The 17,529-nt window shown below is 55.5% G+C and carries 13 protein-coding genes; 7 read left to right on the top strand and 6 right to left on the bottom strand.

What is annotated here, in order from left to right; translation table 11 throughout:
• Window positions 1-5: 5 nt before the first annotated feature.
• From HY010_08945 to HY010_08920, 6 genes are all read right to left on the bottom strand, one after another.
• A complete protein-coding gene (locus tag HY010_08945) occupies window positions 6-977 on the bottom strand; it encodes a carbohydrate kinase family protein (protein MBI3475846.1) in 972 nt (323 codons plus the stop codon).
• Between the two features lie 114 nt (window positions 978-1,091).
• The gene (locus HY010_08940; GenBank protein ID MBI3475845.1) at window positions 1,092-1,775 is read right to left on the bottom strand and encodes a bifunctional 4-hydroxy-2-oxoglutarate aldolase/2-dehydro-3-deoxy-phosphogluconate aldolase; all 684 of its coding nucleotides are present in this window, start codon (window positions 1,773-1,775) and stop codon (window positions 1,092-1,094) included.
• A 38-nt stretch (window positions 1,776-1,813) separates the two neighbouring features.
• Window positions 1,814-2,935 (bottom strand): sugar kinase, encoded by a 1,122-nt coding sequence (locus HY010_08935; GenBank protein ID MBI3475844.1) that lies wholly within the window; start codon window positions 2,933-2,935, stop codon window positions 1,814-1,816.
• Window positions 2,932-4,257 (bottom strand): MFS transporter, encoded by a 1,326-nt coding sequence (locus HY010_08930; protein MBI3475843.1) that lies wholly within the window; start codon window positions 4,255-4,257, stop codon window positions 2,932-2,934. Before HY010_08930 ends, HY010_08935 begins: the two co-directional genes overlap by 4 nt.
• Entirely contained in the window at window positions 4,250-5,101 is an 852-nt protein-coding gene (locus tag HY010_08925; protein MBI3475842.1) for an IclR family transcriptional regulator, read from the bottom strand. Before HY010_08925 ends, HY010_08930 begins: the two co-directional genes overlap by 8 nt.
• A gap of 99 nt (window positions 5,102-5,200) precedes the next feature.
• On the bottom strand, window positions 5,201-5,977 hold the full coding sequence (locus HY010_08920; GenBank protein ID MBI3475841.1) for an RraA family protein: 777 nt from the start codon (window positions 5,975-5,977) through the stop codon (window positions 5,201-5,203).
• A 119-nt stretch (window positions 5,978-6,096) separates the two neighbouring features.
• Between HY010_08920 and HY010_08915 the strand changes: the two genes are divergently transcribed.
• From HY010_08915 to HY010_08885, 7 genes are all read left to right on the top strand, one after another.
• Entirely contained in the window at window positions 6,097-6,564 is a 468-nt protein-coding gene (locus HY010_08915; protein MBI3475840.1) for a RidA family protein, read from the top strand.
• Between the two features lie 229 nt (window positions 6,565-6,793).
• Entirely contained in the window at window positions 6,794-7,759 is a 966-nt protein-coding gene (locus tag HY010_08910) for an SMP-30/gluconolactonase/LRE family protein (protein ID MBI3475839.1), read from the top strand.
• A gap of 314 nt (window positions 7,760-8,073) precedes the next feature.
• Window positions 8,074-11,712, top strand: coding sequence for a TonB-dependent receptor (locus HY010_08905; protein ID MBI3475838.1), 3,639 nt, complete (start codon window positions 8,074-8,076; stop codon window positions 11,710-11,712).
• Window positions 11,713-11,902: 190 nt separating this feature from the next.
• Window positions 11,903-13,801 (top strand): hypothetical protein, encoded by a 1,899-nt coding sequence (locus HY010_08900; protein ID MBI3475837.1) that lies wholly within the window; start codon window positions 11,903-11,905, stop codon window positions 13,799-13,801.
• Between the two features lie 157 nt (window positions 13,802-13,958).
• Entirely contained in the window at window positions 13,959-14,816 is an 858-nt protein-coding gene (locus HY010_08895) for a c-type cytochrome (GenBank protein MBI3475836.1), read from the top strand.
• Window positions 14,817-14,917: 101 nt separating this feature from the next.
• Window positions 14,918-16,207 carry an aminotransferase class V-fold PLP-dependent enzyme gene (locus HY010_08890; protein MBI3475835.1) on the top strand — a complete coding sequence of 430 codons (1,290 nt, stop codon included), beginning with the start codon at window positions 14,918-14,920 and terminating at the stop codon, window positions 16,205-16,207.
• Window positions 16,208-16,250: 43 nt separating this feature from the next.
• A complete protein-coding gene (locus tag HY010_08885) occupies window positions 16,251-17,507 on the top strand; it encodes a RidA family protein (GenBank protein ID MBI3475834.1) in 1,257 nt (418 codons plus the stop codon).
• Window positions 17,508-17,529: the final 22 nt, after the last annotated feature.

Here is a 17,529-nt window from a genome sequence, read left to right as displayed (position 1 = left end):
CACACCTAGATTCCAAGCTTTTGAGCGTCTCGCCCCGTTGCAATCCAATGTTGCCGGACAAAGGCAAGCATGTTGGATCGATTCACGAAAGCCTCCGTACCACCTTCTTTGGTGACAGAACAGGCAGCCGTGATGTTTGCAAGAGTAAGGCAGTCCTCGAGATTTCCTCCTCGCAGGTACATGTGAAGAAAGCCCGCGTTGAATGTGTCTCCCGCGCCCACAACGTCTACGGGGTGCTCATTGGCAGGGGGCGCCACGCTCCACTGTTCTTCCCCGGAGCGGCAAATGGATGCGGCAGAACCGCGCTTGACCGCAACGACCTTCACGAGACCGGCGAGAACATTCAGAGCCTGAGAGAGATCAACTGTGCCAGTTACCTTTTTTGCCTCGCGGTCGTTCGGCAAAAAAATGTCGACATACTTCAACACCTCCAGAAGATCGCGGCCCCATTTGTTCTCCGGATCGTCATTGGTGTCGAGCGATGTCGACAACCCGGCGTCTTTAGCCTGACGGAACAAGTCGACGATCCGGGGACGCAAGGCGCGATGCAGAAAGAAAGACGAGACGTGCAGATGGCGCGCAGCCCGTACGTATCCCATATCGATGTCGGAAAATTGCATCTCGAACATCGTTCCCGGATAGGTAACGATGTAGCGAAGCTGCCCATGTGGCATGATGACGGTTAGACCCGTCAATGTCCTGGAAGTGCTGCGCTTGACCTGGGAAACATCGACATTGCCAGCCGCTAACCGCTCCAGTGCCATCTTTCCAAGAGGGTCGTTTCCGATCTTGGAAACGAAACCGACTTTCGAACCAAGCATCCCCAGATTGTGAGCACAAATGGCGGATGAACTGCCCAGCGTCATCGATGCATCCGTGGCCAGCAACTCGCGCTCCAACACCAGTTCTTTGGGCAGGCCACTGAGAATGATGTCCATGTTGATTTCACCGACGATGCAGACATCGACTTTCGCCATCGCAGCACTCTCCCTTCAAATTCGAACATGCTGGTTCATTCCAGCCCTGGAAACCTGGAGAGCACGGCCATCCGGTGTCGATACGGGCCGTGCTCGCGCCATCGAAGCTTGCCTCTACAAACTGGTTGCAGGTGTGTTGTGAACATTAGGTTGAACTCGTGCCGCCAGCACTGCCTGCACTAGATCCAGAGCGGCTTGCGTGATCTTCGCCCAATTTCCATCTTGCATCGCAGTTGCATCCACCAGATCCGCACCCACTCCAAGGGCGAACGCGCCTGCCCGGAAGAACTCGGCGGCATTGGAAGCGTTCACTCCACCGGTAGGAATAAGCGCTGCACCTGGAAAAGGCGCTTTTAGCGCCCTGAGGTACTTGGGCCCCCCCATGTTCCCGCACGGAAATATCTTGATCACCTTTGCACCTTTGTCCTGTGCACTCATCAATTCGGTCGGCGTCAGCGCCCCTGGAATCGCGAGCTTGTCGCAGGCCAAGGCGGCCGAGAGAACAGGGATTGAGAGCCCTGGGCTCACAACAAATTCCGCGCCGGCATCGATGCATCGTTTCGCCTGCTCCGCCGATAGCACGGTACCGGCCCCGACCAAAACGTCGTCCCCATACTGGCGTGCAACGTCGTGAATAACCGCCGGGGCATCCGGGACGGTCATCGTAATTTCCACAATTGAAATACCACCCAGACGAATTGCCTCAACAGCGCGCAGTGCTTCCGTACTCGTGGTTGCGCGGACGACGGGTATGATTCCAACTTCTCCAATCCTGCGAACTACTGCATCCATCGCCATTAATTCACCACCCTTGATGACCTCTGAGGACATTGCGTTCACCGCGCGATGCGCGCGGGCTGCCCCTTCATTTCTTGTAGGACTTCCTGCAAAGTCGCCATCGACGTATCGCCAGGAGTGGTCATTGCAAATGCTCCGTGAGCGGCGCCGCAATCCACCGCCCATTGCGGATCCTTCCCTGACAAAAAGCCGTAAATCAATCCTGAAGCAAACGAATCGCCGCCCCCGACGCGGTCGTAGATTTCCAGATTCTCCCGTACGCGAGCTTCCCAAAATTGACCATCGCAGTGACAGACGGCACCCCAGTCATTGATGGTCGCGGTCCTGGCGTGGCGCAGGGTTGTCGCGACTACCGAAATGCCTGGAAATTTCTGCACTGCCTCACTCACAGTCCCTCGAAAGTTGGCGACCATCCGGGAGATGTTATCGGCGTCGAGCCGTGAAAGGTTCCCTTCCGTGCCCTGCTCCATGAATCCGAGCGCAGCTCCGAAATCTTCCTCATTCCCCAACATGACATCGACCAGCGGCGCCAACCGCCGGTTCACTTCCTGAGCCTTCGCTTTGCCGCCAGTTGATTTCCAAAGTGAGGGCCGGTAGTTCAGGTCGTAGGAGACGATCGTGCCGGCACGTTTCGCAGCCTCCATTGCCTCGCGCACTACGAGTGGCGCAGTTTCGGAGAGGGCAGCATAGATACCTCCGGTGTGAAACCAGCGGGCGCCCTCTTTCGCGAAGATCGTATGCCAGTCGATGTCACCCGGCTTGAGTTGGGATATCGCTGTATGTCCGCGATCAGAGCAACCGCGGGCGGCCCGGATGCCAAAGCCACGTTCGGTAAAGTTCAACCCGTTGCGCGTGGCGCGCCCGATGCCGTCATATTCAACCCATCTCACATGGCTCTGATTGACTCCGCCCTGCAGCATCAGATCCTCGAGCAGGCGACCGACAGGATTATCCGCAAGAGCGGTCACCACCGCCGTATCGAGTCCAAAACAACGCTTCAAACCGCGAGCCACGTTGTACTCGCCGCCGCCCTCCCAAACGCGAAACTCGCGCGCATTTGCGACACGGGTATCTCCGGGATCGAGCCGAAGCATTACTTCTCCCAGGCTCACCAGGTCCCAACGGCATTCATCCTTTGGCTTGATCTTGAGTGCCGTCATACGCTCGATTCCTCCAGTTCCATGCTATTGAGTGATCCGGTCAGGCTGTGCTGGGGATCCACGGCAATCCACAAAACCGCACCAACTGCGCACAGTCCAGCCGCCACAAGAAACGATGCGGTCCAACCAAAACGAGCAGCGATCACTGGAGTCAACGACGCCGTAAGCATTCCGCCAAGCTGGGCACCCATGTTCATGAAACCGGACACCGATCCTGAAGACGAACCCGCGAGCCCGGCAGTGACAGACCAGAACGAACTCTGCGCAAAGTACAGCGCTCCGGCACCACCCGCCAAAACAACACTGGCCAGTCGCGCGCTGGCTACTTGCGAACCGAACGCAAGGAAAATAGCCGCCACACCAATGGAGACGCCGGCCACACCACAGCGGCCGAAGCGCGCGCCCCGCCACTTGGTCAGGCGGTCACTCAGGATTCCACCCAGCGGACAACCCACGGCCATCGCGAGAAACGGCAACATGCCGTAGAAGGCGCTCGCCTTCAAATTGAGCCCTCTGACTTTTGCCAGATAGATATAAAACCAGCTGAAGAAAATCCAGGCCACGTAGCCATAGCAGAAGTAGCTACCTGTCACAGCCCATACATCCCGGCTTCGCAGCACTCGTGCCCATGGAACTAAGGTCGCCGCGGACGATCCAACTTTGAAAACATCCGGTTGGGGAAGCCCTTGCCGAATGTGATTGAGTTCCGAAGGGGAGACGCGGGAATGCTGCTCCGGCTTGTCACGAGCGGCGAGAAACCAGATCGTTCCGGCAACGATTCCGATCGCGGAGCACACCCAGAAAGACGATCGCCAACCGTAGTGCAACATGACGTACGTGATGAGTGGCGGCGTGAACCCTGCGCCGGCACCGACTCCCGCAAAAATGACTCCATTCGCGATTCCCCGTTCCTGAGTAGGAATCCATTGCGAAATAAACTGGTTGGACGCTGGATAAACCACCGCTTCTCCCGCACCCAGCAAGAAACGAATTGAGATGAACAGGAACAGTGCATGTCCCAGCCCGGTTGGCACCGCCGCGCTCAGGGCAGTGAAGACTCCCCACCAGAGGACTCCTCCTGCTAAAACTCGCCGGGATCCGAGGCGATCCGCGAGCCGCCCTCCTATGGTTTGAAACAGAGCGTAACCCGCCAGAAAAGCGCTGAATACATAACCGAGCTGGATGTTGGTCAATCCGTAGGCTTCGGCGATCGAACTACCTGCAATCGAGATGTTCACTCGATCAAGAAACGCAACCGCGCTGAGAACAAACAGCAGGAACACCAACTGCCAACGCACGTGACTTGTTTTTCTGTCAGGCATGCAATCTCGGTTTCGGCGTCTCTCGCAATAACTTTCCGATATGTCCGGGAGCTGCCTTGTCACTCTTGCCCATGTTGTAGCCAAGCTCCCTTGATATCTGCAAACCTGCATCCTGAATGAGTGGCGCTAGTTGTCGCAGGCGTGCGACCGGCATGCGAACAAGTGGCACGGTGATGCTCAAACTGGCATGAACGGCGCCGGTGTGGTCCCAAATCGGCGCTGCAATGCAGCGGATGTGCAATTCATTTTCTTCCATGTCGCAGGCATAGCCGTTCTTGCGAACCCGGAAGAGTTCGGTTTCCAGTTCCTGCAGACTCCCGATCGTATTTGCGGTCACGCGTTTGAGTTCGATCTGGCGCAACACGTCGTGGCGTTCGGCGTCGGGCATATAACTGAGCATTACTTTGCCCACCGCGGTGCAGTAGAGCGGAACCGACGCGCCGATCCGCGAGTGAATCCGGAGCGGCTCTGGTGAATCGATTTTTTCCACATAGACAGCGGCGAGCCCGTGACGAACCGTGAGGTGTATGGTCTCGCGCGTCCGCTGATTCAGTTCGAGAAGATAAGGAAGGCTCAGGCGGCGGATATCCAGCTGACCCAGAGCTGCCTGGCCCACAGCGAAACATTCAAGCCCAAGGTGGTAGACGCCATTCACGCCGCATTTCAAGAAACCCGCTGCCTCCAGGTTCACCAGGAACCGGTGCACCGTACTGACCGGCAGACCGGAAAGCTTGCCAACTTGGGTGGCCGTCAACCCGCGCTCCGACTGCTTGAAAAATTGCAGCATCCGGAGTCCGCGTTGTAGTGCGGTAATGTTGTATTTGCGCTTGTGTGTCTCAGCCATGAGGTGTTGACTTCCCCTTCACTCAATTTTCCCTGGTTTCACGAAACTATCTGCTTCACGAGGGGGCTTGCCCGTCAAAAGCCGGCGGCCTCCGGAAAATCAGAGGCGGCCAAACTGTTTTACCGCCTCCTGAATTGATTTCAGTTTCTCAATGACTGCATACATCGAATGTTCCTTGAAATCCATCTGCTCCGCCAGCGCCAGAACTTCTGCCGCGCGGGCGCGTGGAACAACGGCCACTCCATCACTGTCGGCGACAATGATGTCCCCTGGGTTCACCGTTACTCCATCGCACTGAATCGGAACCTGCGCTCCCGCGAAACGATAGTGATGAACAGAGGTAGAAGGAACAATTCCGGTTGCATAAACCGGAAAGCCAATCTTGCGCAAGTATGCTACATCTCGCACCCCACCATCGATGACAGCGCCCGAATAGCCTCGTGCTGCCATTGCCGTACCCATCAGGCCGCCCATGCCAGCGATATCCGCACCATCTTCTACGGACATCACGTAGACAGAATTTGCCGTGCCTTCATCAATCGCTGCGAGCATCCCGCTCAACGCGGCGGGATCGGTGTTGCCTTCGTCTTTCTTCAGCTGGACTGTGCGGGCGAGTCCAGCAAACTTTGTGGTAAAGATCGGAACCATGCGATGACTCATATACATACGCTTTCCAACGAGTTGCTCGATGGCATCGGACACAGACGCCACCTCAACTCTGCGGAAGGCCGCAAGCAGTGCGCTGTCATCCGAAACCGTCGCACCGCCCGACACCGATTGCGCTGCCAGGAGCCACGCTCCAGCACACACGATCCCCAAAACGATCAACCATCTTGAAAGAGCCGAATTCGAGCGGAGTTTCTGTGCACGATGCATTCTGTCCCTTTCGCTCCGGTCAACACATTTCTGTTTGCAATTCCATGCGCGGACTGTAACACTGTCCGCGGCTTGTTGGGAAGAGCCAAAATTCATTCCATGCAAAAGGAAATCACAAAATGAAAACACGATGCCGTCTGTTTCCCACTGCACTTTTCGTCTGCGCACTGCTCGGGATGGGACTGTCCGCCAGTTCGAACTGCTTCGCTGAAAAACACAAGGCAATAAATTTATCCGGCGGCAAAGGACTTCCCTTTAGCGACGGGGTGATTGCAGGCAAGACTTTGTATGTGGCTGGGCAGGAAGGGGCCGACGAACAGGGCAAACTCGCACCCGGCGGGATCGCCGCCGAGACCAAGGCGACGCTGGAAAACATTCAGAAAGTCGTGAAGGCCGCTGGCTACGAGATGGCCGACATCGTGTCTGTGACTGTCTATCTGGCAGACATCAAAGAATTTGGAGACATGAACAAGGTCTACAAAGAAATCATGCCCGATCCCAAACCGGCACGCGCAACGATTCAGGCGGCGGCCCTGGTCAACAATGCGCGTATCGAAATCTCAGTGATTGCGGTTAAACAGAAATGAATCAACTCCGAGTTGCCCTAACGCGGTATCGAGGGGGCGATTGCGGGCCAAGTCGATCACAGTCGCTTCCGTCTCGATTCTCGAGGATTGAAGGAACTGACTAGCGCTACGCCAGGGTTTAGGGACGGCAGAAGGCCCTGCAACGTCTCATGCTTTCACTGTCACTGGCATGCTTTCATCTAGCGAAATATTTCTGACGAATTCAGTCGTTTTGAATGGTGGCCAATTCATGAGACGCAAACTTTTGGTTCTGGTTCTTGGCCTGACGTTTCTCGCATTGTCCAGTTCAAGCGTGGCACAGCAACGGGAGCGAGCATTCGCCCTTGATGCGCTTGATCCTGCATTCTGGAGCCTCATCGGCCATGACGCAAAATTGGCAACGTTGGCGGGAGGATTCACCTTTACTGAAGGCCCCATGTGGGATCCGAGCGGTTTTCTCTATATCAGCGACGAGCCCAAAAACAAGATTTATCGCATCTATCCGGACGGCAAGAAGGAACTAGTCATCGAAATAGGAGATCCAGATGGAAACACCTTTGATCGTAAACATCGTCTGATTAGCTGCTCCAGCGTCCTGCGTGCCGTCGTCGAAATCACCCCCGCCGGAAAATACAACATCCTGGCAAACCGCTACGAAGGAAAGAAGCTCAATACTCCCAACGATGTTACCGTCGGCCCTGACGGCGCCCTATATTTCACGGATCCAAATATGGACCTGGTAGCCGGCGAGACGCAAGAGCTCGCTTTTCAAGGCGTCTATCGATTGGAGGAAGACGGAAAAGTGAGACTCCTGACCAAGGACTCGACGCAACCCAACGGCCTGGCCTTTTCTCCCGACGGCAAACATCTGTACATCGACGACAGCAAACAGAGGAACATTCGCGTCTACGATGTCACTGCCGATGGCTCGCTTACGAACGGCCGGATTTTTGGCGAAGAACCGGGAGAACATGGCGCCGGCGTTCCCGATGGCATGAAGGTTGACGTGGACGGCAATCTTTACGTCACCGGCCCAAAGGGCATTTGGGTGTGGAACGCCAAGGGACAGCACCTGGGAACAATTGCTCTTCCAGAGCAACCGGCCAATCTCACTTGGGGAGATCGCGACTACAGAACTCTCTACATCACCGCCACCACCTCCGTCTACCGCCTCCAAACAAAAACCAGGGGCCACATTCCATACCTAGCGAATTGAGCTGGTGAAAATTCCCAAGAGTGAGCGCTTGCTCAGTCTGCGCGATCGCTCTCGCGTTCTCTGCAATCGCACTCGTCGTGACGGCAATGTCTTGCATTTTCACCTGACGAAAACGCACTTGCACTTCTGAAATATTTAATTGACACTGCCCAATCGCGGGTGTATCAGGGGTGACCAGTATTTTCCACCGTGCTACTGAACGGAATGTTTTCGCATTCATTTCCATAGTGGCGCTTTGTGTCATGCACTTACTGTACGGGCGGAAAGCGGCTCGCTTGAGCCGCCTCCTGCAAACCTAACGTTGGGGGTGGTGGATGCGTATTGCACTTCAAGACTTTCAGAAATGCTGCGGACTAGCGGTGGCACTGATTCTTCTCGCTTTGTGGGTGAGCATCCCCGTTGCAGCCCAATCCACGTATACCTCCCAACTGACTGGTGTTGTCAGCGACGCATCGGGGGCGGTAATCCCCGGAGCAAAGGTAACGCTCACGGATGAGGCGACCAACATTGCCCTGACCAGCGTATCCAACGGAACCGGAATTTATCTGTTTACTGGATTGCGACCTGGAACGTACAAGATTCGGGCGGAGGCTCCCAACCTTACTCCGCAAGAGCACAAAGCCCTGAGACTTGCAGTGAGTCAACAAGCCACGTTGAATTTCACGCTAACGACTTCCACCGTGCTGGAGACCGTAACCGTCTCCGACCAGGCGCCCCTTCTCGATACGGGAGACGCGTCGCTCGGTACGGATGTAACGAATGAATATGTTCGCGACATTCCGCTCTCGAATCGAAGTATGTTTGGGCTCGTCTTTCTGTCAGGTGGTGTGACAGAAACGGCGGGACAGGGTACGCAGGACTCCTATCCAGCAGGAACAAATTTCGTTTCCAACGGCCAGCGGAACGCAACGGCAGAGATACGCGTCGACGGGGCTCTCACGAGCGCTCCGGAACAAGGTGAGGGGGCCACCACAAACACGTATTACCAGCCATCCGTAGAAATTGTCCAGGAATTCAAAGTGGAGAACAACAGTTTCTCCTCCGAGTACGGCAACAACGGCGGCACGGTGGTGAACATTGTATTGAAGGAGGGCGGAAATCGCCTGCATGGTAGCGGGTGGTGGTTCGGACAGCGTTCCGCACTGGATGCGAATGAGTTCTTCCGAAACGGAAACGGAATACCCAAACCCGACCACGCACGCGATCAGTACGGATTTTCGCTGGGGGGGCCGATCCAGAAGGACAAGACATTCTTCTTTGTCGATTTCGAAGCGCTTCGACAAAATGACCCGCTCAATATTGACGCGCTCGTGCCGACTGCCCTGGAGCGTACCGGCGATTTCCGCAACCCGGATGGGCTGAAGCCGGTTTTCAACCCATTTGATGCAGAGGATGGTGTTCGCGCGGACTTTACCACCCCGAACGTGATCGACGCTGGCTTGATCGACACGATCGGGCAGAAACTTATTAATTTGTATCCGCTACCAACCGATCCAAACGCACCCTTCGGGCAAAACAACTTTCATAAAGCGATCCTCAACAAAACGACCGGCCGGCAATTCGATATCAAGGTCGACCACCACTTCTCAAACAGCAACCGGCTCTCGGGTCGTTATAGCAATCTCCATGCGGCCAATGACATTGCCACCATATTTGGAGACGGCGATTTCAACGACGGGTTAAGCAGCACCACCGACGTGCACAATGCCGCGATCGAAGAGAATTGGAGTCCGAATTCCAATATTGTTTGGACGAACCGCTTCGCGCTGGATCGAGCCGTTTCTCCAGTAACGGAAGACTACCCGAAGTTGGACACGGTGTTCGACCAACCGGGTGATGCCATTCTTGGGCTGGCAAACCATCTGAGCCGTTTTCCTACGATTCAGATGGATGAAAACAGGACTTCCCTCTTCAATCAATGCTGTACGGACACAACGTTTGCGCACACGCTCTACTCGTATAGCTCTTCGCTGTCATGGGCGAGGGGCCGGCAAATTTGGAAAATTGGCGGAGAGCAGAGACTGTTCTTCAACAACTTCTTCCAGCCGGGCAATCCAACCGGAATATTCCAATTCACACAAGGAGTGACCGAGCAGATTGTGGGCGACGGCAACACGGATCAGGGAAACGCTTTCGCGAGCCTGCTGCTGGGATACGGCGACAACGATGGTTCCAGTCTCGATACTTCCGGCCCCGTAGCCAACAAGTCCAAGGAAACAGCTTTCTATTTTCAAGATGACTGGAAAGTGACATCGAAACTCACCGTGAATTTGGGACTGCGCTACGAATGGAGCACCCCGTATTCGGAGCGGAACAATGTCATCCAGTTCAGCAACTTTGGTGGTGACAGCGGAATTGCCGTGCCGATCAATATTGTCGACCCTAACGGGAGTGTTGTTCTTCTCAATCGCACGGGCAACCTTGCTGGAACCACTGAATTCCCAACTTCTAGCCGCCGCAACATACCCGTGGATCGAAACAATTGGGCTCCGCGAGCTGGTTTTGCCTACGCGTTAAGTTCCAACACCGTCGTTCGCGGTGGCGCCGGCATTTACTATGGCCTCAACGTCGCGACAAACTACCAAACCCCCAGCCCAGCTTTTGGCAACTCGAATCCCATTCTCTTTTCGAAAGACGACTTCGCAACCCGGTCTGCCACACTTGCGAATCCATTTCCAGACGGATATGCGGCTCCGCAAGGCGATACCTACGGAAAACTCGCGATGTGGGGGTACAACAACAACAACACACTGGCTACAACCCCCGCCCGAAACGCCGAGATTTATCAGTGGAACATCGGAGTCCAGCACTTATTCCCCGGCGGAATCACGATCGGAGCCGACTACTCAGGAAGTCAAAGCAGACATCTGCCTTTCAGCTCAGGTTCAAGAACCGGCAATCTGAACTTCTTGCCCAGTCCTATCCGAAAACAGATCGTAGCGGATTTTAACGACTGTGAGCTTGCACCACCGCCCGGGGGCTGCGAGAGTCCATCAACCGTGCTCAACGAATTGGTCGATAACCCGTTCGTGTCTCTTTTCAACGGGCCGGAAGCAATCTTTAACGAGCCCTCTTCGATCTATAACAACGCGCAGATTCCACGCATCAACCTGCTGCGTCCATTTCCGCAATTCGACGGGCAGTTTTCCGGCCTGACCGCGCTGGCCGCCAGCGCTTCCTACAATTCGCTGCAGGTGCGCTTCCAGAAGCGTCCCAGCCATTACGTGAGCTTCGAAGGCAATTACACGTATGCGAAGGCGATCGACGATTCCTCATCGGGCGCGAATTCCTTCATCACCGATGCTTTGAGTTCCGGCCGACGGCCGCAAGAGCCAGACAACATCAGAGCGGAGCGTTCGATCAGCGCCAACGATGCAACGCACCGCATGGTCCTGGCGACGATCCTGAGCGTTCCGGTGGGCCGAGGATTGTTGGTTGGCCACGACATGAATCGAGTTCTGGATACGATTGTCGGCGGTTGGTCCATCGCTACAATTTTGACCCTTCAATCCGGCACGCCAATTCATATTGGAATGGACTCGGCGCGACTGGCCGACGGCAGACAGCGACCCGATGTCACATGCCCGCAGGTCTCTTCTGGAGTCAGCTATCACCAGGCTGCGGTCAATCTTGTGCACGGTGAATCGGAAGGCTTGTCCGTTTTCAATGAGGCTTGCTTCGCAGACCCCGGCAGCCAGGTCGCCGGGAATTCACCGCGATATTTTTCGAACCTTCGCACCGACGGCGTTCACAACCTGGATCTTTCTTTGAGTAAGGAGATCACCATCCGGGAGGGTATGAAACTCCAGCTTCGCGGAGAGTTCTTTAACTTCACCAACACTCCGAGATTCGGTCTGCCAGGAATAGCGTTTGGCGGTTCGGATTTTGGACAGGTGACCGGGACACTCAATTCTCCCCGCCGGATGCAATTTGGATTGCGGTTCCAGTTCTAACGAATGGGACATTGCCGATGAGTGCTACACAAACTGGAACGCGGCGAGTGACTGCCAGCCATGTTCCTCTGAACAACAGCCTCGCCCGGTGCTTCGGAATCGTGGCGACCACAGAATAAAAGTTGAGAGCTTAACCCTGCGGCCAATCCGCTGGCATAATTGCATTCTCAGGATACAGGAGGTGTTGGGTATGAAGCTCTCATGGATATTCAGTTCCCTTCTACTGGTAGGCGTTGTTTCGAATAGCTCGGTCGGTCAGGAACCCAAGCAAAATTGGACCCACACGGTGCGCATTGCTGCATACGGTTTGAACCACAATGATGCGGATCAGTCCGTACGAAAGGCGGTTGAGGACCATGTCTTTGGCATTGAAGTAGACAATGACATTCCCGGACGCTACGAAAGTTTTCTCGACCCCACTGCCAAACTCAAGGTTCTTCGAGAGGTAGCCGAACAGGCGCACAAGGCCCACAACAAGGTCTTTGTGTACATCGCAGGTACGGAGTGCATTACCGCCAACGCGGACAAATCCGCGCACACCATATTGAAAGATCATCCCGATTGGCTACAACGAAAACTCACGGGCGAGCCCGCAGTGTTTACGGGCGGCGCCGCGTTCTGGATCCGAGAGGGTGATGAGGATGTTTGGATCACCCCCTACGCGAAAGAGTGGCGGAAGCAGTACATGCAGCGGGTGCGCGAAATCGCGTCCACAGGTCTGGACGGCATTTATGTGGATATCCCTTACTGGATGACGCACTTCGATGGATGGGAGCAGAGTTGGGCTAGTTTCGACGACTACACAGTTGCCGCCTTTCGGGAAAAGACCGGGCTGGACGCAAAAAAAGATGTGAAGCTAGGCGACTTCCAGGACGTCAATTTCCGCAAGTGGGTTGATTTTCGAATCGAGACCATGACGGACTTCGTGCGGGAAATTCGCGAGAACGCCCGCGCCGTAAATCCTGACATCATGCTGATTCCTGAGATCTATCCGGGAATCGAGGAAGAAGCGACGCGGGTCGGGGCAGATGTCTACGAGATGTACAACGTGATCGACGTCATTGCACATGAATACGAGTTCGGTAACGGCGAGCACATGGCCGCGTCGCGGTCGCAGGTGGACTGGTTCTTGTATCAGGCAGGCATGCTCTCGTTTCGAGCTTTTGCGCAAGGCAAGGCTAGCTGGATTCTCAACTACTCGTGGGACGGCGAGAAGGGCGTAACCGCGCCGGAGCCTATGAAGAATCTCGCTAACTCCATCGTGATGGCGGGAGCAAATTTCTGGGATGCTCCGGGGCACTCGATGGCCGGCTCGAATGATCTCGCGACGCGCAAGCAAATTTTCGAGTGGATCGAAAAGAATGAAAAAGCCCTGTATTTGCCCCGGACCCCGATCCATCCCGTGGGCGTATATTTTTCTCCGAAGAGCCGCGACTATGCCGCGAAAGAATTCCTTCCCTCGTATCGAGGTGCACTCGTCCTGCTCATCCAACAGCATCGTTCCTTGCAGGTGGTCACGCCCAGAACCCTGGCTGACTTTCACGGGGAGACGCTGGTCCTGCCGAGCGTCAGCGTGTTGAATGACACCGAGCGGAAGGAGATCAAGGCATTCGTTGACCATGGTGGACGACTGGTTGTCTTGGGAGAGGATTCTTCCGCGATTCCGGCGTCGCCGCAAAAAATAGTGTTGCCCTCGGATCCGGCGCGCGCGTACTACAACGCGTTGCAGAGTGACTTCACAACCGGCTCGGCGAATCCGCCTGCCGATCTACTGAATGCTCTGGGTAAGAATGGCGGCGTCCAGGTTGACGCTCCCACAACCGTGGCGGCGAACTTCGCGATGGTGAGCGGAACACCGCATGTGTACCTGTCTAACTTCGGCGGGTTGGTTCCGGGCAAAGTAGTAGTTCCAACGCCAGTCGCTGCGATCCATGTGCGGGTTCCCGCGAAAATGGGAGATTCTCTGGCGTATCTTCCCTTCCTCGGCGAACAGCAGGTTGTTCATGGCGTGAAACAAGGAGATCTCATGGAGTTCACGCTGCCGCCGCTGGAGCGAGGCGCGGTGGTATGGGTTCCGGGAAAAAACTAAAGGCACCACAATGTATTCTCGTGCCTTGCTGAGTGATTCGCCCCAAGTCGAAGGAACACCAGGAATGCTGCGAATTCTCTACGACAGGCTAAGCCTCGGGTCCAAACTGTCAATCAGGACTTGCGTCACAGTCTTTCTCCCCCAGAAGAGCGGCCCCATGCAGCCATTCGAGATTTCTCGTTGGGTGCGAATGGGTGGGGTCGCCCTTGCTCTACTTCTTCTATCCCACTCGGTTGAGGCACAGACTCTGACCCCGAAAGTCGCGCCCAACTCTACTGCATCCAGCAAGGGCAAAGATCTCTTTGAATCTTCTTGTTCCGTCTGCCACGGAATGGACGGCGATGGTGGGGAGCACGCGCCTGGCATTGGTCGTACCTCCCGTTCAAGAGCCATGCCGGATTCGGAACTGACTCGAATTCTTCACGATGGAATTTCCAGCAAAGGAATGCCGTCATTCAGCACCTTGGGCACTCTCGAGATCCAATCCATAGTTTCCTACATGCGGTTCCTCCAGGCGAACGGCGAAGGCCGGGCAAGCACTGGAGATTCCAAAGAAGGCAAGAAAGTATTCTTTGGCAAGGGTGGATGTACCGGCTGCCATGCGATGCACGGAGAAGGGCGTTTTCTGGCGACCGACCTGAGCGATTTCGCTTACGACCACGACGCGAATGACATCCGCGCTGCCATCATCAATCCGCAGGAACAGAAAGCATCGACCCTCTCCCTCGCCCATGTCACGACCAGCACGGGCCAGCAGTTCTCTGGTGTCATCCGTAACGAAAACAATTCTTCGATTCAAATACAGGATGCGGATGGGCAGTTCTATCTACTCCTGAAGTCCGACCTGCAGTCCATCGAGCGGTCGCGCACACTCTCCATGCCGGTCGACTTTCGCCAGAAACTAACCGCAGCCGAGGTTGAGGACCTTGTGAGCTTCATCGTCCAGCAATCGCCAGTCGCGAAGGACCCAACCTCTCGATCTGCGGATCGCAGAAAGGAAGATCGAATTGACTGAGGTTTAACCGTCGACCCTTGGGGGGCACCTCGCGTGGCTCCCGTGAATTTGAGAAGGAATCTTCACACACTCTTAAGCGGAGGCTAGTTCAAATGCCAGTCATGCCTGATTTCAGCCGGCGCCATTTCATCCGATTCGCAACCGCCGTACCACTGCTCAGCCAGATTTTCGCGAAAAACGTGTACGCGAGCGCGGCCACGGCAGTGGGTAAATCGCACGCCAACGTCTATTCGCGTATCGGCGTCAAGACGGTTATCAATTGCCGCGGGACGTGGACTTACCTCAGCGGCTCATTGGAGTTCCCCGAAGTACAAGCCGCACAGCGGGAAGCATCGGAACATTTCGTCAACATGTTTGAATTGCAGCACGGTGCAAGCCGCCGGCTTGCGGAACTGACGGGCGCCGAAGCTGGAATGGTGACTTCGGGCGCAGCGGGGGCGATGGCATCAGCAACGGCGGCCTGCATGGCCGGTACCGAGCCGAAATTCATCTGGCAACTTCCCGACACCACCGGCTTGAAACACGAAGTCATCATGATGGGAGGAAGAAGCGCCTTTGACAACGCCATTCGGCTAACAGGGGCCAAACTTGTTTTAGCGGAAAATACGCAAGAACTTGCCAGCGCAATCAACGACAACACGGCAATGATCTACACCACCCATCTGGGCGACGATTTGGAAAAAGAAAATGCGGTTGCGAAGCAATACAAGATTCCAATCTTGCTGGATGACGCCGCCGGCATTCCTCCCATCGAAAACATCAAGCTCTATGCAAAACTAGGCCTGGACATGTACGCATTCTCGGGTGGAAAAGGACTTCGCGGGCCACAGTGCAGCGGTTTGCTACTGGGCAGGAAAGACCTTATTGAGGCAGCGATGCGGAATACGAGTCCGTGGGAGGGTTCCGTGTGCCGCGCCATGAAGGTAGGCAAGGAAGAAATCATCGGTATTCTCACAGCCGTCGAAACTTGGCTGAAGACCGATCTCAACGCACTCAACCGCGAATGGAAAGCTCGTGTCGATCGCATCGCCACGCTGGTCAAGACGGTGCCAGGTGTTGAAACCGATATCTCGATACCTACCGATGGCAATCGCTACCCGACTCTTCATATTTCCTGGGATGAAGCAAAGTGGGGATATACCATCAAGGACTGTGTGCAGGCACTGCGCTCGGGTGATCCAGTAATCGAAGTGGCTGGTGCAGACAATCCCAGTATCGTGACTGCGGTTCGCGAGGGAAATCCAAAGCCCCATAAGAAAGGATCGTCGTCAGGATCAAGCAGGCTGGAACTTGTTTCTTCAACCATTCAGCCGAACGAGGTCCTCATCGTGGGGCAGCGGATCCGCGAACTCCTGAGCGCCGCGCGGAAAGCAGCGCCTTCTGCAGCGTAGTCTGCACTGCGTCAAGCACTCAGAGCCAAGGAGATGGTTCCACATGCGCCAGTGCCTTTTGGGATTTGCTTTACTTGCGGCAGGCGCCGCTAATGCTCAGGTGAGTCCATCGGGAACGGGAGCCAACCCGACCGTTCCCGCATCGAAGTGCACCTCAACAATGGAGGGGGACGGCTACCTGTATGTAGCAGCGCAAGGCTCCAACCGGCACGATGGCAGCGTAGCCGACAATTTCACTGCGCAAGCCACCCAGTCGCTCGACAATGTAAAAGCAACTCTTGGCAGATCGGGCCTGACGATGGAGCATGTTGTTTATGTCCAGGTTTATCTGGAAGACATGAGCAACTATCCGTCATTTGAATCGATCTTTAAGAAGTACTTCCCTGGTGTTCCGCCCGCCGGAGCCGTACTGGGCGTTGCGAAGCTTCCCCGCCCAGGTATTCAGATCAATGCGGTTGCTGTTCGCAGCCTGACGGAACGCAAAGCCGTCATTCCTCCGGACTACAAATCAGGTGGGCTATTTTCACCGGGGATCCTGACGGTTGACCGGCTGTTTGTGTCCGCAATGCAGGGACTCGACCCCAAAACCGGCAAGCCACCGGACGATCCTGGAGCGCAAACTGATTTTGCCCTGGATGGACTGAAGGCTGTAGCGGAAGCTGCCGGACTAACCATGAAGCATTATGTCTTCGTGAATCCTTATTTAACGGAAAAAATACCTGGCAAGGTTATGAATGAGCGCTACGCGCGGCGCTTTGAATTTGGCAACACGCCAGGACGCGCCACGATCGAAGTGACTTCATTGCCGATGCAGGCACAAATTGAATACACGGGAGTAGCCGTGCGCGATCTAGTCCTGCGGCGCTCCATCCGCCCCAGAAACATGCCGCCAAGCCCAACCGCGAGTCCGTGCGTGTTTGCCGGCGAAACGCTTTATTGTTCCGCCAAGAGCGGATTTATTCCGGGCCCTCACGGTGGTGTGTTTGGCAGCACAACCGGAGCGCAACTCCGGCAAACCATGCGCAATCAACTCGACAACCTGCAAGAAGCAGGGATGGATTTCGATCAAATAGTCAGCACAACCGTCTACCTGGATAACCTTGCGGATCGCGACGCATTTGACAGAGTCTATTCCCAATATTTTCCGGGTACGCCGCCCGTGCAGACGCTGGTTCAGCAACGGCCCCCGGCGACGGAGCGCTCCCCCGACGCAGAGGGACACTATCCGGATCTGGAACAGATGTCGCTGATCGCCGTGAGAAATTCTAAAATCGTATCTTCGGGCTGCACGAATGAATAAACGATGGACATTCCGGATCCTG

Source organism: Acidobacteriota bacterium (assembly GCA_016196065.1).
GTDB lineage: Bacteria > Acidobacteriota > Terriglobia > Terriglobales > Acidobacteriaceae > Acidiflorens.
Note: the sequence above shows the minus strand (reverse complement) of the source record. Positions and strands in the feature narration are given on the sequence as shown.